Genomic DNA, 12020 nt, shown 5'->3' on the forward strand with positions numbered 1-12020 from the left:
GATTATCAGAAACAAGCTTGACTTTTTTTCTTCGGAATATCGGAAGGTATGCGAGGCGCCGGCGGAATGACAGAAATGGGAATTTGGAATGGAAATGATGAACCGGCTGCCGGAGCATTCGGCAGCCCTGCAAGATCTCCGCGCCCGCGGCTTGTCCTATTCGAAAATCGCTGACACGACCAACGCTACCTTCAATACGGCCTATACGCGCAACGCGGCGCTCAGCCGAGCGCAGCGCATGGGGTTGGCGGGCCTCGAAAGGCCCGAGCCGTCCCTGCCGGGCTCCGAAGGATCAGGCGGCTGCGTGAAGGGCGCGCCGAACTGACGCCGGATCTGCTTCGCGAGCCAAAGATCTTCACTGAAACGGTGGAGATGCCGCAGCTTCGTTGCGCGGCGGTCGCGCCGCGGCATCTTTCGCTGCTCGACCTCAAGCCCGGAGACTGCCGCTATCCCTATGGCGGGATAGCGACGGCGAGACCATTACCTTCTGCGGTCATCCGTGCCGGTCGGGCTTGAGCTACTGCACACCGCATTTTCACCTGAGTCGCGATCCTGAGGCCACGAGGCCGGTATTGAGCGCCGACTAGCTTCAAGCCATCGGGGCCGGTTGAGGCAATTCATCACCTGACCGACGGACATTGGTCCGCAACTGCGATCGCGCGGAAGCCTCCGCCAGCCCATCATCAGACATTTTGGAGGTTACCAATGCCGCGAGCCAAGCGCCGGAAGCCGTACGATCCCGCCGGAGCGCACGATCGACGTGCCCAGGATCTGCCGTTTAATGCCGAGGTGGCGACCGTCGACGTCGACGATCCCCTTGCGCTCGAGCCAGGCGAGAAGATCGTTGCTTTTCGCTCGATCCGCAACGATCCGCTCGGCCGGTTGCACGCGCACCGCCAGATCGACGATACGCAATATCGGAGTGGCCGGGCGTTCCAAAACGACTGGCAAAAGGCCGAGCGCGGGCCGCGCGCGGTGGATACGACGCGCGAATTCGTCGATCGCGGCCTGCGACGCAAGCCGATCACCGAGGGGCGGCGCCAGACGACGCTGCGCCTCAATCGCGCCGAGCATGAACTCGGCGCCGACGGTTCGGCGCCACTGCACGATGTCCTGGTTCTCGGCATGACCATGGAGCAGGTTGGACAGCGGCGCAGCGCTGGCAGGACTATTTTGCGCGGCGTCTCAAGGAATGCTTGGATCGGCTGGCGCTGATGTACGGGCTTGCGACGGCAAGCAGGGTTCCGGTGAAGGACCATCAACGCTGATCTGACGTGATTGCTGACGTGCCGGTTTGCCGCGCAGGAATCCGGCACGGTAGCCCTCATCGCATGACTGTGCCTTGCCTCACACTGAACTCCTTCCTTGTGTGCGGTCGGGATTGGCCCGGCCAAGGCTGTGAAGATGGTCGACAGCGGCGCGGACTCTCATGTAACTTCGGTCGCGTCGACGACCGGACTGCATTCGAGCCTCTCGCGCGAGAAGGGTCTGGTACGTCCACGCAAGGGAGTCGCCGCGGCTACGCACTGTCTACATCTTCTCTGCATCACGAACACCACGAGCAACGTGGATCGATGCCGACGCTGAGCCCAATCAAAATAACCCAAGGGAGAACCGACCGATGAATCACACTGGAAACTGCTTTTGTGGCGCCGTCGAACTCAAGGTGAGCGGAGAGCCTGAGGCAATGGGCTATTGCCACTGCCGTTCATGCCGCTCCTGGTCCGGTGGTCCGGTGAATGCGTTCAGCCTCTGGAAGCCCGAGGCGGTCGAGGTCACCAAGGGCGCCGACCACATCGCGACGTTCGAGAAGACCGCGATGAGCCAGCGCAAATACTGCACAAAGTGCGGCGGTCACCTGATGACCAACCACCCGACGCTCGGGCTCGTCGACGTGTTCACCGCAACGATCCCGACGCTGAAATTCAGCCCAGGGGTTCACGTCAACTATTCCGAGGCAGTGCTGCAGATACGCGACGGCCTGCCGAAGTTGAAGGATTTTCCGGCTGAGTTCGGCGGCTCCGGCGAAATGATCGCCGAATAGCTCGAAGGCTCCCCATCACGAAAGCGGGTGGCGGCGGCGTGCCGCCACCCGCTTGCGTATGGGCTCCGCCCCCACAAATCGGTATCCGGCAGGCTTGCTTCGCATGCGAGGCGCCCGACCATGTCGGCGGCCGCCGGGTCGTCTTTGGCCATCGACAGCCATGTCGGACGAAGGTCCCGCCCTGCAAAATCCGGGTTTGGTTTTGCTGACGAGCTTCCGCTAAAAGGCGAGCAGTGCCGGTCTTGGCAGGGACCGTCGTATTTCGCCTGACAAAATAACAGAGGAAGCGTCAGATCATGACCAGACCAGAATTGCCGGGGCGCACGCCGCGCGGGGAGGGAGTTCCGACGGCGCTCGACGGCCTGCTGGTCGTCGACTTCACCCGCGTCGTGGCCGGCCCGGCCTGCACGCAAACGCTGGCCGACTTCGGGGCCGAAGTCATCAAGATCGAGAATCCGGACGGCGGTGATGACACGCGCGCCTATGAGCACGCCGAAATCGGCGGGGAGAGCGCGGCGTATCTGAGCCTCAACCGCAACAAGCGCGGCATTGCGCTCGATTTCAACAATCCGGCCGCGCTGGAGGTGGCGCGCGCGTTGATTGCCAAGGCCGACGTCGTGGTCGAGAATTTCTCCGGCGGCGTGATGAAGAAATTCGGTCTCGATTATGCGTCGGTGGCGCCGACCAACCCGCGGCTGATTTATTGCTCGATCTCCGCCTACGGCCGCAAAGGCGATTTCGCGCTGCGCCCGGGCTTCGACCCGATCACGCAGGCCGAAAGCGGCTTCATGTCGCTCAACGGCTTTCCGGATGGCGAGCCGGTGCGCACCGGGCCGCCGATCGTCGACATGGCGACGGGCATGTCGGCCTGCAACGCCATTCTGCTGGCGCTGATTGCGCGCGATCGGCTCGGGCGCGGTCAGCAGGTCGAGGTCGCATTGATCGACACCGCGGTGTCAATGACCGGCTTCTACGGCATGGCCTATCTCATCAATGGCAACAATCCCGGCCGTTTCGGCAACTCTCCGAACGGTTCGCCGACCGTCGGCGTCTACCGGGCCTCCGATGGTCCGCTCTACATGGCCTGCGCCAATGACCGGCTGTATCGCCGGCTTGTCACCGACGTGCTGGAACGCCCGGATCTCGTCACCGATCCCGAGTTTGCTCACCGCAAGGCGCGCACGGCCAACAAGGAGAAGCTGCGCGCGATCATTGCCAGCGTGTTTGCGGGCGACACGCTCGAGAACTGGATGGCGAAGATGAAGAAGGCGAACATTCCGGTTGGTTATCTGCGGACGGTCGAGGAGGGGTTCAACGCGCCCGAGGTGCGCGACCGGCATCGCCTGAGCAGGATTGCGCATCCAACCGCCGGCTCGGTTCCGAACATCGAGTCTCCGGTCAATATGAGCCTGACGCCGACCGTTGATCCTGTTGCGGCTCCGCTGCTCGGTCAGCATACCAAGGACGTGTTGAGCAAGACGCTTGGCTACGACGACCGGCGCATCGCCGCGCTGGCCGAGGCCGGCGCGTTCGGCAAGGCAGGCAACACCGGCTAGAGCCTTTTCCGTTCCGATGGAATCGGAACGGGGCTCTAGATTCCAGTTTGACGCGCTTCCTTGACGCGAACCGGTATCCGCTTCGCTTGAAAACGCTCCAGCGTGCTCAGCCTGCACAAAAGATCAACTATTCGCAAAACAACCTGACCGCAGGCGAGAGAAAAGCCTCTCGCCTGGCGAGATGTCTTTCAGGCGTCGCGGGCCCGGCGCGTCGCCGGCGGCCCTGAAGCTGGTCCGTTTCGGGAACTCAGTTCGGCTTGCTGCGCAAGTTGTTCCTTGGCATACTTTCAACTTCCTCGGGCTCCGCCCGATCAATCTCGAGGCGTGCCATCCGGAGGATGAGGGTTGCCGTGGTCAGGCCGAGGCGTTCGGCCTCTTGTGCTGCGGTGTCGACCTTCTGGGCCAAGCCTTCACGTTTACCTGGGTATGCCATTCGTAATCCTCACTTAAGGTGCGAGATGAAAAATCCCACATACGTTGCGGAGCTGCAGAAGAAGCTCGGAGCTCCATCGAGCGAAACACTGGAAAGCCTGCGACTGTTGAAGGCTTTCCTTCGACTTGCGCCCGACCAGCGTTCCGAGGTCATCGAGCTCGTCGAACGTTTGGCGGTTGAGCCGCCGCGCGATCCCTCACTGTCCTGAGGTGCTCGCAAATCTCTCCTGTGCGTCAGTTGTTCATTGGCTTGGCGGGCGCTTGCGTCGCGATCACGTAGATTGCGCCGCCCTCGAGCGCTTCGGATTGGTGCCGGGTGCCGGCTGGCAGCAGGATGGTGTCGCCGGCGCCGACCACGCGCTCGCCGCCATCCCAGATGAAGTTCAGCCGGCCGCTGATGATCATCAGGATCTCGTCCACAGGATGGGTATGGAACTGATGCACCTTGCCGGCCGCATCATGCTGCAGCTCGACCGAGCCCTGGGCCGGGAGCAGGTTCAGGATCTCCGGGTCGATGGCAAATTCAGTCTTCGTGCCTGCGATGATCTGGGTCACGCTGCCTGCTCCTTGTTCGCGATCGGTTGAGCCTTGTTCTGCGCGAGCTTGGCGAAGGGGCAGCCCGAGCTCGCATGGTTGTCGTCGTGCAGGAAGTACTGCAGATACTCGCGGCCGTCGGTTGCGCCGTAGCGGCCAAGGAGCGGAGAGGGGCTTGCGCTGTCGTACGGGATCAGGCGCTTGCGCACCTCCGCGAACGCGGCGTTCGCGGCCTTCTCCGTCCCGAGGATCTTGTCGAACACCCAGCGCGGCTGGAACGTGAGCATGAAGGCGCTGGACCGGCGGCTCTGCCGCATCACATGCGCGGGCGTCGTGCAGACCACGAAGATCGGCTCGCCCGCAAACGAGAACTCCCACATCGGATGGTCGATCTGTTCCGGAATCTCTGATGGCCACGGGTTCTTGTCCAGCCGCGCGAGCTGATCCAGCGTCAGCCACATCTTGCGATAATAGGCATCGAGCGTCTGCACCGGGCGGGGCCGCGTGAACACGATCAACGAGGTGTTGGGACCGAACGAGCGCGCCTGCGAGACATATTGCCCGAGTTGCTCGCCCAGCACCGCCACGTCATATGGATCGAGGAAAAGGTAGCGGAGCTGATCCTGGCGATGTCCGGTCACGCCGAACACGCAAGGGAACGGCCTTGCCTCGCTGCTCATCTGCGCTTCAAACTCGGAGAACATCACGCTCTGCCAGCTGCTGACCGGAAAGTTTGCCGCGACTTCGCCTTTTCTCAAGAACAAGCGCTCCATAATACCCCCTACGCTCATAACGACACTAACGAGCTATCAACTTGCTTCTCATCAAGAGCGGCCCGGCAATGCCCGGCAGCGACATGAGAAGCAGAATGACAATCAACGCGCTGTAGCCGCCGTCGCCGATCGCGGCCGTGTTGTGTACGGCGTCGGTCCCCGAGGCGTTGCTGGCGGCGAGCATCGCGAAGCCGATGATGGGCTGCGAGATGCCGGCGAAAATTCCGGCGGCTGTGGTGTTCACGGATGCGCCCACACCGATCAGATCGGCGGTGTAGAGCTTCTTGACGCATTTCAGCACCAGCGGGACGGTGCCCCCGGCGACGAGCCCCAAGGCAGTGAACGCGACGGTGACGTAGGCGAGTCCAAATGTCTGGGCGATCGGCGGCAGCAACATCGCGATCAGCAGCATGCGCAGCACGCAAATGCCGATCAGCGCGCGATCGAGCGCCGCCGCGGCGCGATCGGCGGCGTGACCCAGGAAGATCGAGCCGAGCGCATTGCCGATCATGAAGGCGAGCAGGGGCGTGCCGGCGGCTGTCGGGGAGATATGGAAGAAGTGCGCGACCATCGGAATGCCCCAGACGCCCGACAGCGTCGTCACCACCGCGAAATGCGACGCAAACGTCATTGCGCAACCCCAGTTCGCGACATGGGCCAGCGATTGCCGCGCGGCGATCACCACGCCCTTCAGCGTCTTGTTGCTGTGCGAGGCCGGATCGGGCTTGAGCGCGAGCTTGGCGAAAGCCAGGTTGGCGAGGCCAATGCAGGCGATGAACAGGAAGCAGGCCCGCCAGCCGAACCCTGAGACCGCGGCTGCAAGCGGCGTGGTCGCGATCACGCCCCCGACATAGCCCGAGACCTGCGAGATGCCCGACATCATGCCGAACCGCTCATCCGCGAAGCTCTGTGCCACGAGCTTCAGGAGTGCGGTGAAGACCAGCGCATCGCCGCAGGCGACGATCAGGCGCGCAACAAAAACGTCGAGCAGGTTCGGTGCTAGCGCGAACGCGGCGCTGCCGAGCGAGGAGGCGATCATGCTGACGAGAACGACGCGCTTGACGCCGTAACGGTCGACCAGAAGGCCTGCCGGAATCTGCATCAAGGTGTAGCCCCAGAAGTAGCTTGAGGCGAGCATCGCAACGCCGGCCGCGTCGGTGTTGAAGTCGTGCATGAAGCTGAGGCTGACCGACTGCGGCGATACGCGCTGCAGGAAGGCGATGGCGTAGGCGATGGCCACCGCCGTCCACGCGAGATAGGCGCGATCGGTGAAGCGCGACGTCGGGGCATAAACAGCTTGTTGTCCGAGCATCGACATCACACCCTCGCGTAACCCACCGAGAAAAGGGCATCCGCTGAATTCGGAATCTTCCGCGACATCGCGGCATCGACCAGCGACGCGGTGCCATGATAGGCCTGCCGATGGTGCTTAATGTGGCCGTAAGCGCCACGCATGATCATGTCGGGCAGTTCGAGCGGCTTGCCCGGATAGAGCGAGGTGCACATTTCGATACAGGCCGCCTGCAGGGCGAGATCCTGCGTATCGTCGAGCAAAGATGGAGTCACTTTTTCGCAAATCTTAGCGTTCGCTGCCCAGACGATCGGGTTGCGGGTTCGCCAGCCGTAGAGCACGTTGCCCTCGGCTCTCGCGGCAGCGCCGGAGCATTTCAGGACTTCCGATGTGAAGAAGCCGTAGAAGCCGCGGCCTTGGTGCGCCGGGAGCACTTCCGTGCCGCTGCGATAGATTCCAAGTCCGGCCGACATCTGCAGGATGCGATAGACCGAGAAGGCAATGAGGCCAGACCGATCGTAGACAAGGATCAGGCTATACTTCTTGTCGAAGGGCGAGGAGGTTGTTGTCCAGTGCGGCTCGGTGGCCTGCCAGTTGACGGCAATGATGCCGTTCATGGCGTCCATCAGCGGCTGACGGTCGCAGGCTTCGACCCGGGAGGCATCGGGTAGACTGTAGATCGCGTAATCCGTCCAAGGCGATTTGATCGCCTCGTATCCGCTGCCCAGATTTCGCGGCATGGCAGAACTCCAGAATTCCATTGCGAGCTATACAGGGCAGCCTCGAATGGCTTAAAGGACAATATGCCCTCGAAAACTGCCAAAGCGCCCCGGCCTGAGCCGCGCGACAAGAAAGCGACGCGGCGGATCGCGATCGTTGCCTTTCCGGGTGTGACCTTGCTCGACATCTCGGGACCGGCGCAGGTGTTTGCAGAACTGGAAGCAATCGAGCTGCCGGGACCGGACTACTCGCTGTCCTACCTGTCGACCTCCGGCGGGTTGGTGCCGACCGATGTCGGCATGATGATCGACACGGCGCCGATCGACAGTATTGCGCCCGCCGAGGTCGACACGCTGGTGATCCCCGGCGGACCCGGCATCTGGAAGATCCGCAACGACGCGAAGTTGATGAACTGGATCGCGGAGGCGCTGCCCAAGGCGCGCCGTATCGCGTCGGTTTGTCTTGGCGCGTTTGCGCTGGCCTGGACCGGGATTCTGGACGGCAAGCGGGCGGCAACGCACTGGCGTTATTGTCCCCGTCTGCAGGATAGCTTTCCCAATATCCGGGTTGAGCCCAACGCGATCTTCGTCAAGGACGGACGGGTCTGGTCATCGGCCGGGGTCAGCGCCGGCATCGATCTGGCACTCGCCATGATCGAGGAGGATTTCGGTCACACCATCGCGCTCGATGTTGCGCGCAGACTTGTGGTGTTTCTGAAACGGCCGGGCGGTCAGAGCCAGTTCTCCACCGTCCTTGCCGCCCAGGCATCGGACGTCGAGGGACGCTTCAGCGCGCTGCACGCCTGGATCATCGAGAACATCACGAGCGACCTCAAGGTCGAAACTCTCGCGGAAAAGGCGGGGATGTCGCCACGCACCTTTGCCCGGACCTATGTCAGCCGCACCGGCATGACACCCGCAAGCGGCGTCGAGGCGCTGCGGGTGGAGACGGCGCGCTTGCTGCTCGAAAGCCGCCAGATCGGCGGCGTGGTCGAGGTCGCCAAGCGCGCGGGATTTGGCGATGACGAGCGAATGCGGCGGGCCTTCCTGCGCCACCTCGGCGTATCGCCGACCGAGTACCGAAACCGGTTTTCGGGCAGCTAGCTCGCCTCGGGCGAGGTCGTCTGGATACGAACCGCGTCGCGTCGAGAACCGATCTATCTCACGAGCGAATAGCTGGCCTTCGCTGGCCGGATTCGTGGCGCAAGGTGGTAGCTTTTCCGGTTTGTCTGCGGCTAATGTGCCGGCCAAATCGGGAGAAGAAACACCATGAATGACGGGACCCCCATTCGACAGGCGCGCAATGTCGAACTCGGCGCCAGCGGCGAGGAATTCCAGAACCTGCACGAATTCGCGCGAAAGGCCCGCGCCAAGCTGAATCAGAACGCCTGGGACTACATCGTCGGCGCCTCGGAGACCGAGACCACGATGCGCCGCAACAGAATGGCGCTCGACGAGATCGCGTTCCGGCCGCGCGTCCTGCGCAACGTCATCCACGTCGATCCTTCTACCGCGGTATTCGGACGCAAGCTCCGGCTTCCCGTGATGATCGCCCCGGTCGGCGCGCTCGAGATCTTCGATCCGGATGCGGGCGCGGCCGTCGCGCGTGGAGCGGGAACGTTCGGCGCGGCGCACATGCTGAGTTCGGTTTCCGAGCCCGGGCTGGAGGACACCGCCAGCGCGGCACCGGATGCGCTTCGCATCTTCCAGCTCTATGTGCGTGGCGACGATGCCTTTGTCGAGGATGTGGTCAGCCGCAGCATCGACAACGGTTATGCCGCGTTCTGCCTCACGGTGGACACTGCCCATTACAGCCGGCGCGAGCGCGATATAGCCAAGCGCTATGTCCGCGAGAGCCGCATCCGCGCCACCGGCGGCGATTTCCAGAAGGGGCTGGAATGGCGGACGGTGAAGCTGATCAAGGACAAGTTCAAGATTCCACTTATCCTCAAGGGGATCGCCACCGCCGAAGACGCCAAGATCGCCCTCGACCACGGGGTCGACTGGATTTACGTCTCAAATCATGGCGGCCGACAGCTCGACCATGGCCGTGGGTCCATGCATGTCCTGCCCGAGATCGTTCAGGCGGTCGCCGGCCGTGCCAAGATCATGGTCGACGGCTCGTTCTGCCGCGGCACCGATATTGTGAAGGCTATCATTTCGGGCGCTGATCTTGTCGGCATCGGCCGGTTGCAGTGCTGGGCGCTCGCCGCGGCCGGTGAGGCCGGCATTGTCCGGATGCTTGAACTGCTGGAGGACGAGGTGATCCGCTGCCTCGGTCTGCTCGGCGTCACCAGCTTTGCCGAATTGGACAAATCCTACCTTCATCCGGCGATGCCGACCAATCTGCCGAGCGTGTTCAGTGCATTCCCGCTTCTCGATATCGATCCCTACCGCTACTGAGCCGCTGCGGGCAATGTATGAAGCGTTGGCGCGGTCGAGGCATTGTGCGCCTCGATCGCGCCAGCGGTGATCTATCTGTGGTGTCCATGAAGCCGCCGCGGCAACGACAAAGTCTGATCCAAATGCCGCACTAGTCGAGGCGGATGGCAGATAATCCATTCGCGGAATTTTCACTCGAGCGCGCGATCGGCTTGCGCTGGACCTTGCGGGATATTCAGGCCGGCAGGCTCAAATTGTCACCGGTCAGCGACGAGGATCTGCACACCCTCGCTGAGCTCGGTCTCGTCGAACTGCATGACGACGAGCCCGGGCTGACGGAGGCGGGAGCCGCCGTGCTGAGCGATTGAACAGGCGCGCAGCCTAGCGCGCATTCAGGAAGCTTTCACCGGAATTGCAAGGCGTGCACTGATAGGTCAGCACGTCGTAGACTTGGTCGCGCGGCTCGATCAAGGCAAGCCGCATTTGCGTGCCGCACCTCATGCACGGCATTTCTATACTGGTCTTGAACCGGGTGCAGGTCGGTGTCGGACGAACGGCGCGCAGCATCGGATCCCCTTATTCCCCAGAGACGCGAGCGCGACCGACGAAGAAGCCGAATCACTATGCCACAGTGCTGACATGATTGGAATCGGCTGTCGGTCGCGGCTAGGTAATTTTTCCTCAATCGGCCGGAGCGGGTGGGGTCTTTATAGCTCGCGATCCGGCGCTGACGCCGTCACAATCTATGCTAACCTCACCAGACGCTTATTTCAGGGGGCGCGATCATGATTGAGCCTAAGCTTGAAGTTCCCGCCGAGTTGCGCGATCTCGCGGAAAAGACCATCGACCAGGCCGAACAGGCCTTCAGCCTGTTCTTTGATGCTGCGAGCAAGTCGATGACGTCGATGCCGGGCGCCGGTACCGAGATCTCCAAACAAGCGCTGTCGTTCACCGAGCAGAACATGAAGGCGGCGTTCGAGCATGCGCGCAAGCTCGTGCACGCAACGGATCTGCAGGAGGCGATGCGGATCCAGTCGGAATTCCTGCGCAGCCAGTTCACCAATGCCGGCGAACACATGCGGCAGATCAGCGGTAGCGTGATGTCGGCGACCAAGGACGCGACGAAGGGCAAGTTCTAGGACGGCGTTCGCGGCCCCATCGACGCTTTAGCGCCGGCGCGCGACGGCGACGCCGAGCAGAAACGCGACGAACAGGCTTGCGAGCGGCGCTTCGCGCGTGACCGCACTCACGGTGGCCAGGGCTCCGCCCGGTCGGCGCGAGGTCGCGATGGCATCGCTGAGGCGATCGGCGGCGGCTCGGAGTCCATCCGACACCTCCGTGATCGTACGCGAGACGTCCGTCGCGGTGTCGATCGCTCGTTCACCGAGTGTGGGTTGAAGCGGGAACTCGGGTGTTTCGGAGCTCATGTGCCGTGCCGCGATTTATTGAAGGCCAGGTGACCGACGTCAGGTGACCAACGCCTTTGCTATCCGCACGTTTTGCACGGCGATGGCGGCCACATATCGGAGAAATTCCGCAGCGGTGGATTGGTTCCACCGACATGCCTCGCTTTCACGTCGGGGAACCGGAAACTTACGCGCGGGTCGCGGCTTGTTTCCGTGGAGGAGACGATGATGACAATGCAGGCGCATGGCATTGCAGATGGCGGTTCGGTCAAGCATCGAAATCGGCATGGTGGCACACCGCTGTTGGTGGCGGCCGTGGTTGCGATCCTCGGCGTGCTCGGCATGCTGATCGTGGATCACGGCCCGTGGAACAAGCCGAACGTGCAGCCGGCCGCTTCGGCTAACTACTCAACGACCGGCGAGGCGGCGCGAGCCGCTGGCGCAAAGGTCATACCGACCGAGCCCAAGGCACCGATCGAGCCTGATCCACCCGGCCCAAAGCCCGCTCATCCGGCAAACCCGAGCACGCCGCAATAGCTGCGGGCGTTCGTGGGATCACATCCCGACGCAGGGCGCGGGAATTGACCCGTCGGGCAAATCAGCGGCACAAAATCATCGTCGGAATGTCGCGGGATGATCAGCGAATGCTGACCAGCATGCCCCACGCTGCTGCAAATCCTGCACCAACGAGAACCAGCACCGGGCTGTCGCAGAACATGCCGCCATACTTGCACATGGTGACGCCGAGAGAGCCGATCTGATGATGGCCCGCGGCGTAGAACATGCCGGACAGGACCGCGAGCACGGCAGCAACGAAATACATCGACGCTTCCTCCTTGCAATCAAATGCGGCGCGGGTCAGTTCGACCGACGCAGGCCAAAA

The 12020-nt window shown here is 62.6% G+C and carries 17 protein-coding genes and 1 pseudogene; 10 read left to right on the plus strand and 8 right to left on the minus strand.

What is annotated here, in order from left to right:
• The first annotated feature begins 88 nt into the window (after positions 1-88).
• The 4 genes and pseudogenes from ACVWZM_RS33370 (at position 89) to ACVWZM_RS33385 (ending at position 3600) form a co-directional block, all read left to right on the plus strand.
• Positions 89-325 (plus strand): GcrA family cell cycle regulator, encoded by a 237-nt coding sequence (locus ACVWZM_RS33370; protein WP_456816366.1) that lies wholly within the window; start codon positions 89-91, stop codon positions 323-325.
• A gap of 380 nt (positions 326-705) precedes the next feature.
• A pseudogene (locus ACVWZM_RS33375) lies at positions 706-1268 on the plus strand (hypothetical protein).
• Between the two features lie 353 nt (positions 1269-1621).
• Positions 1622-2044, plus strand: coding sequence for a GFA family protein (locus ACVWZM_RS33380; RefSeq protein WP_026193083.1), 423 nt, complete (start codon positions 1622-1624; stop codon positions 2042-2044).
• Between the two features lie 293 nt (positions 2045-2337).
• Complete coding sequence (locus ACVWZM_RS33385; RefSeq protein ID WP_076834095.1) at positions 2338-3600, plus strand: CaiB/BaiF CoA transferase family protein; 1263 nt, start codon at positions 2338-2340, stop codon at positions 3598-3600.
• A 247-nt stretch (positions 3601-3847) separates the two neighbouring features.
• Here the strand turns inward: ACVWZM_RS33385 and ACVWZM_RS33390 are convergent, their stop codons facing one another.
• Positions 3848-4033, minus strand: coding sequence for a hypothetical protein (locus ACVWZM_RS33390; RefSeq protein WP_016847356.1), 186 nt, complete (start codon positions 4031-4033; stop codon positions 3848-3850).
• Between the two features lie 25 nt (positions 4034-4058).
• Here ACVWZM_RS33390 and ACVWZM_RS33395 point away from each other — a divergent pair, with 25 nt between their 5' ends.
• The gene (locus ACVWZM_RS33395) at positions 4059-4241 is read left to right on the plus strand and encodes a hypothetical protein (RefSeq protein WP_016847357.1); all 183 of its coding nucleotides are present in this window, start codon (positions 4059-4061) and stop codon (positions 4239-4241) included.
• Positions 4242-4266: 25 nt separating this feature from the next.
• Here the strand turns inward: ACVWZM_RS33395 and ACVWZM_RS33400 are convergent, their stop codons facing one another.
• The 4 genes from ACVWZM_RS33400 to ACVWZM_RS33415 are packed head-to-tail and all read right to left on the minus strand — an operon-like array spanning position 4267 to position 7370.
• Positions 4267-4587 carry a cupin domain-containing protein gene (locus ACVWZM_RS33400; RefSeq protein WP_076834093.1) on the minus strand — a complete coding sequence of 107 codons (321 nt, stop codon included), beginning with the start codon at positions 4585-4587 and terminating at the stop codon, positions 4267-4269.
• Positions 4584-5324 (minus strand): YqcI/YcgG family protein, encoded by a 741-nt coding sequence (locus ACVWZM_RS33405; protein WP_233475399.1) that lies wholly within the window; start codon positions 5322-5324, stop codon positions 4584-4586. Before ACVWZM_RS33405 ends, ACVWZM_RS33400 begins: the two co-directional genes overlap by 4 nt.
• Before the next feature lie 40 nt (positions 5325-5364).
• Positions 5365-6657, minus strand: coding sequence for an MFS transporter (locus ACVWZM_RS33410; protein ID WP_168856029.1), 1293 nt, complete (start codon positions 6655-6657; stop codon positions 5365-5367).
• On the minus strand, positions 6657-7370 hold the full coding sequence (locus tag ACVWZM_RS33415) for a hypothetical protein (protein ID WP_076834087.1): 714 nt from the start codon (positions 7368-7370) through the stop codon (positions 6657-6659). Before ACVWZM_RS33415 ends, ACVWZM_RS33410 begins: the two co-directional genes overlap by 1 nt.
• Positions 7371-7433: 63 nt before the next feature.
• Between ACVWZM_RS33415 and ACVWZM_RS33420 the strand changes: the two genes are divergently transcribed.
• From ACVWZM_RS33420 to ACVWZM_RS33430, 3 genes are all read left to right on the plus strand, one after another.
• Positions 7434-8453: an AraC family transcriptional regulator gene (locus ACVWZM_RS33420; RefSeq protein WP_253589730.1), complete on the plus strand. Its 1020-nt coding sequence runs from the start codon at positions 7434-7436 to the stop codon at positions 8451-8453.
• Positions 8454-8618: 165 nt separating this feature from the next.
• Positions 8619-9752, plus strand: coding sequence for an alpha-hydroxy acid oxidase (locus ACVWZM_RS33425; protein ID WP_456855641.1), 1134 nt, complete (start codon positions 8619-8621; stop codon positions 9750-9752).
• Positions 9753-9895: 143 nt separating this feature from the next.
• Positions 9896-10099, plus strand: a complete 204-nt coding sequence (locus ACVWZM_RS33430) for a hypothetical protein (protein ID WP_076834081.1) — start codon at positions 9896-9898, stop codon at positions 10097-10099.
• 13 nt (positions 10100-10112) lie between these two features.
• On the opposite strand, the gene ACVWZM_RS33435 is transcribed toward ACVWZM_RS33430, so the two are convergent.
• Complete coding sequence (locus ACVWZM_RS33435) at positions 10113-10298, minus strand: hypothetical protein (protein ID WP_253589732.1); 186 nt, start codon at positions 10296-10298, stop codon at positions 10113-10115.
• Between the two features lie 218 nt (positions 10299-10516).
• On the opposite strand from ACVWZM_RS33435, the gene ACVWZM_RS33440 reads away from it, so the two are divergent.
• Positions 10517-10870 (plus strand): phasin, encoded by a 354-nt coding sequence (locus ACVWZM_RS33440; protein WP_016847366.1) that lies wholly within the window; start codon positions 10517-10519, stop codon positions 10868-10870.
• 27 nt (positions 10871-10897) lie between these two features.
• Here the strand turns inward: ACVWZM_RS33440 and ACVWZM_RS33445 are convergent, their stop codons facing one another.
• Positions 10898-11158, minus strand: coding sequence for a hypothetical protein (locus tag ACVWZM_RS33445; RefSeq protein WP_050383887.1), 261 nt, complete (start codon positions 11156-11158; stop codon positions 10898-10900).
• Positions 11159-11371: 213 nt separating this feature from the next.
• Between ACVWZM_RS33445 and ACVWZM_RS33450 the strand changes: the two genes are divergently transcribed.
• Positions 11372-11674 (plus strand): hypothetical protein, encoded by a 303-nt coding sequence (locus ACVWZM_RS33450; RefSeq protein ID WP_057020638.1) that lies wholly within the window; start codon positions 11372-11374, stop codon positions 11672-11674.
• Between the two features lie 100 nt (positions 11675-11774).
• Here ACVWZM_RS33450 and ACVWZM_RS33455 read toward each other — a convergent pair whose 3' ends face one another.
• Entirely contained in the window at positions 11775-11960 is a 186-nt protein-coding gene (locus tag ACVWZM_RS33455) for a hypothetical protein (protein WP_076834277.1), read from the minus strand.
• Positions 11961-12020: the final 60 nt, after the last annotated feature.

The sequence above is a fragment of the Bradyrhizobium sp. USDA 4501 genome, from assembly GCF_054062115.1.